Genomic DNA, 3,002 nt, shown 5'->3' with positions numbered 1-3,002 from the left:
GCCCCGGACCGAACGCCATCTCGAAATGCATTCACCAGCGTGGCGCGCCGTGGCTTGGCGGAGCGGTTCTCGTAGGACCCATGCACCATGAGCGGATGATGGAACGTGCATTGTCCGCGCTTTACTTCGGCGGGAACGGGCTTGAATGTTTCCAGTTGCGCGGGCGAGAGGACGGTCCTGATCTCGTCCATGTCGCCGGCAAGGCCGGTGACGGGCAGCAGGTTCCAGCGATGGCTCCCCGGCACGTAATACAAACAGCCGTTGTCGCGCGTGCTGTCATCCAGGGCGATCCAGCAGGTGAGGTGTTCCATGGGCTCGGTGCGCGTCCAGTAGGAGTAGTCCTGGTGCCAGGCGACGACGCCGCCGTGATGGGCAGGCTTGCAGAAGAGCTGGTCGTGCCAGAACCGGACGGCGCCTTTCAGCAACTGCGATGCGGCCATGAGGAACGCCGGGCTCCACAGCACATCGTGAAACGCAGGGCCGGTGCGCCAGGCCCCCAGGGCGTGAAACAGAACCGTGTCAGGATTGCCGGACTCGTTGGAATGGTACTCGTGGAAGAGACGATGCCTGGGGCTGGACGGATCCATCAGCTCTGTCAGCTCTTCGCACAGAAGATCGGCTTGCCCGTCCTCGAGCACCTGCACTCCGGCCAGATACCCATCGCGATGAAACGCCTCCACCTGGTCGTCGGTCAGGCGGTACCTGTCCCACTCTTTGCTGCCCGCGGGCAGAGAGCCCAGGGCGCCTGTCGGTTGGTGCAACTCTGAAAAATCCTGAACCGCCGCACTCGTGTTCATTCCCATCTGCGGGCCGCCTCCAAGTCTCACAGCTTTCTACACCACCGCCCGCGCGGTGCACAATCGCAGGGGTTGGGCGGGCGCGAAGCGGGAGGGGAGCATAACGGGAAGACGGGTGCCGCCGGCCCATTTACCGGCTCCTTACATAACACGCTATATCATTGAAAGAGACCGTTTTTCCAACCGGCGGCTCGCTAACGATCCCGGCACATCCGGAGGCTCATTGAACGTCTACATCATCTCTGTCATTTTGGGCATTGTGGAAGGCCTGACGGAATTCCTCCCTGTCAGCTCCACTGCGCATTTGCGTATTGCCGAAGCCCTGCTCAGGCTCAACCTCGACGATCCGTATTGGAAGATGTACACGGTCGTCATCCAGGCCGGAGCCATTTTCGCTCTTGTGGGTCTCTATCTCGGCCGGATCCTCGATTTCATGCGCACCTTTCCGCGGGGCGAGCGCCGCGACCGCAACATCTTCACCCACCCGATCTCGCTCACCATTCTGGCGTTTGTGTGTACGGCGGTGCCCGCCAAGCTACTCAAGCCATGGAGCGACCGGAATCTTGGCAGCCTCACGGTGATTGCTCTCGCCATGCTGCTGGGCGGCATCATCATGTGGGTAGTCGACGCCTGGGCCTCGCGCTTTGAGCCTCACACCACGCACACTGAGGAGATCGGATTCGGTCAGGCCGTCTGGATCGGCCTCTGCCAGTCTCTTTCGGCGATCTTCCCCGGCACATCGCGCTCGATGTCTACCATCGCCGCCGGCCAGCTTGTCGGCATGGACCGTCCGACGGCGCTTGAATTCAGCTTCCTGCTGTCGATTCCCACCATGTTGGCTGCTACCGCCTACGACCTCTACTCCGAGGTGCTGCACAAAGGGAAGGCCGCGGCAGAAGGCGCAGCTCCGGCCGCGCACGTCGTGATGAACACGCAGAACTGGATTGTCCTCGCCATCGGCTTCGTTGTCTCATTCATCGTGGCCTGGGGCGTGGTGGGCTGGTTTCTAGCCTGGGTGCGGCGGCATGGTTTTGTGCCCTTCGCGGTTTACCGCATCCTGGTGGGGATTGCGCTGCTGATCTGGGGATCAAAGATTATTGGCTAGCTTTTGGTTCACATGGGGCAAGGGAGGAACCATCCCTCCCAAAACCATGCCTCCCCAACCGGCATCTCGCAAGCTAGACCGGAGCTAGCGCTCTCTCGCCGGGGGTCCACATCCAGGTTCCCCCTGGCTTGTTTTGCCGGAACTTCGCCCCTGTCCCCGCGATAATAAAGCTGCTCTGGGATTCTCACCTCCGCCCTGAAGCTCGATCGCACAGGAGAGGTCTGCGCCGGCGAGTCCGGCATGACCGGAAGGGTTGCGGCGTGCTCCCCGGGCAGTGACGGCGTGCCTATGATCAAGCCCATCCAAATTGCTCTCGCGCCCACGCGCAACCGCCCGCTCAACATGTTTCTGGGGTTGGTCCTGGCGCTCGTTTCTCTGCTGTTTCTTCTGTCGCTGGCGACCTACCATGCCACGGACCCATCGCTGAATACGTCGACCGATCCGGCGATGCCCGTGTCCATACACAACTGGATCGGTCCGATCGGCGCCTGGTCCAGCGACCTGTTTCTGCAGGCGCTGGGCTTCACCGCCTTTTTTCTTCCCATCTGGCTGGGCGTCATCGCGTTGGGCTGGATGCGATCGCGCTACGCGGGCGCGGCGTGGCTGCGCGGCACGGGCGCATTTCTTTCGCTCTTCTTTGTTCCCGCCGTGTTCGCGCTGCTGCCGTGGCATTGGCATTGGGTCCATGCTGTGCCTGTGGAGGGCGTGATTGGCCGCCTGATCGCAGGAGTGCTGGTCGCCTGGCTCAACATCCAAGGCGCGTGGGTGGTGGCCGGCGTACTTGCCGCAGCCGGAATCTACTTTGCCCTTTCCATCAATTTCGGAGCTATCCTGCAGAGCATTGAAGATCGCTGGATCGGTCTGCAATCTCTGCATGACCGGTGGCGTAACTGGCGCGAGGACCGAGCCGAGCGTCGCGCCGAAGCCGAATGGGCGGAAGACGAGCAGAACAATCCTGGTCCGGCGCAACGGATCTTCACGGGATCGCCCGATAACCCCGAGCCGATGGCCGAGGTTCGCCAGCCCAGCCGGCTGGCTGCCCTGTTCGGCCGCCGCGGCAAGAACGCGGAACTCAATCCGGTGGATGACATCCCCGCATT

Annotated in this window: 3 protein-coding genes; 2 read left to right on the top strand and 1 reads right to left on the bottom strand. The window is 62.2% G+C overall.

Translation table 11 applies throughout. The features are described from left to right. On the bottom strand, nucleotides 1-797 hold a 797-nt coding region (locus VGL22_RS20305), incomplete at its 3' end, for a phytanoyl-CoA dioxygenase family protein (RefSeq protein ID WP_465268787.1). A gap of 223 nt (nucleotides 798-1,020) precedes the next feature. Between VGL22_RS20305 and VGL22_RS20300 the strand changes: the two genes are divergently transcribed. Together VGL22_RS20300 and VGL22_RS20295 are read left to right on the top strand one after the other, a co-directional pair. Beyond that, complete coding sequence (locus tag VGL22_RS20300; protein WP_465268786.1) at nucleotides 1,021-1,902, top strand: undecaprenyl-diphosphate phosphatase; 882 nt, start codon at nucleotides 1,021-1,023, stop codon at nucleotides 1,900-1,902. A 288-nt stretch (nucleotides 1,903-2,190) separates the two neighbouring features. Continuing rightward, nucleotides 2,191-3,002, top strand: an 812-nt coding sequence (locus VGL22_RS20295; RefSeq protein ID WP_465268785.1) for a DNA translocase FtsK 4TM domain-containing protein, incomplete at its 3' end; no start/stop codon positions are given.

It is taken from the genome of Occallatibacter sp. (assembly GCF_036502485.1).
Classification (GTDB): domain Bacteria; phylum Acidobacteriota; class Terriglobia; order Terriglobales; family Acidobacteriaceae; genus Telmatobacter.
Note: the sequence above shows the minus strand (reverse complement) of the source record. Positions and strands in the feature narration are given on the sequence as shown.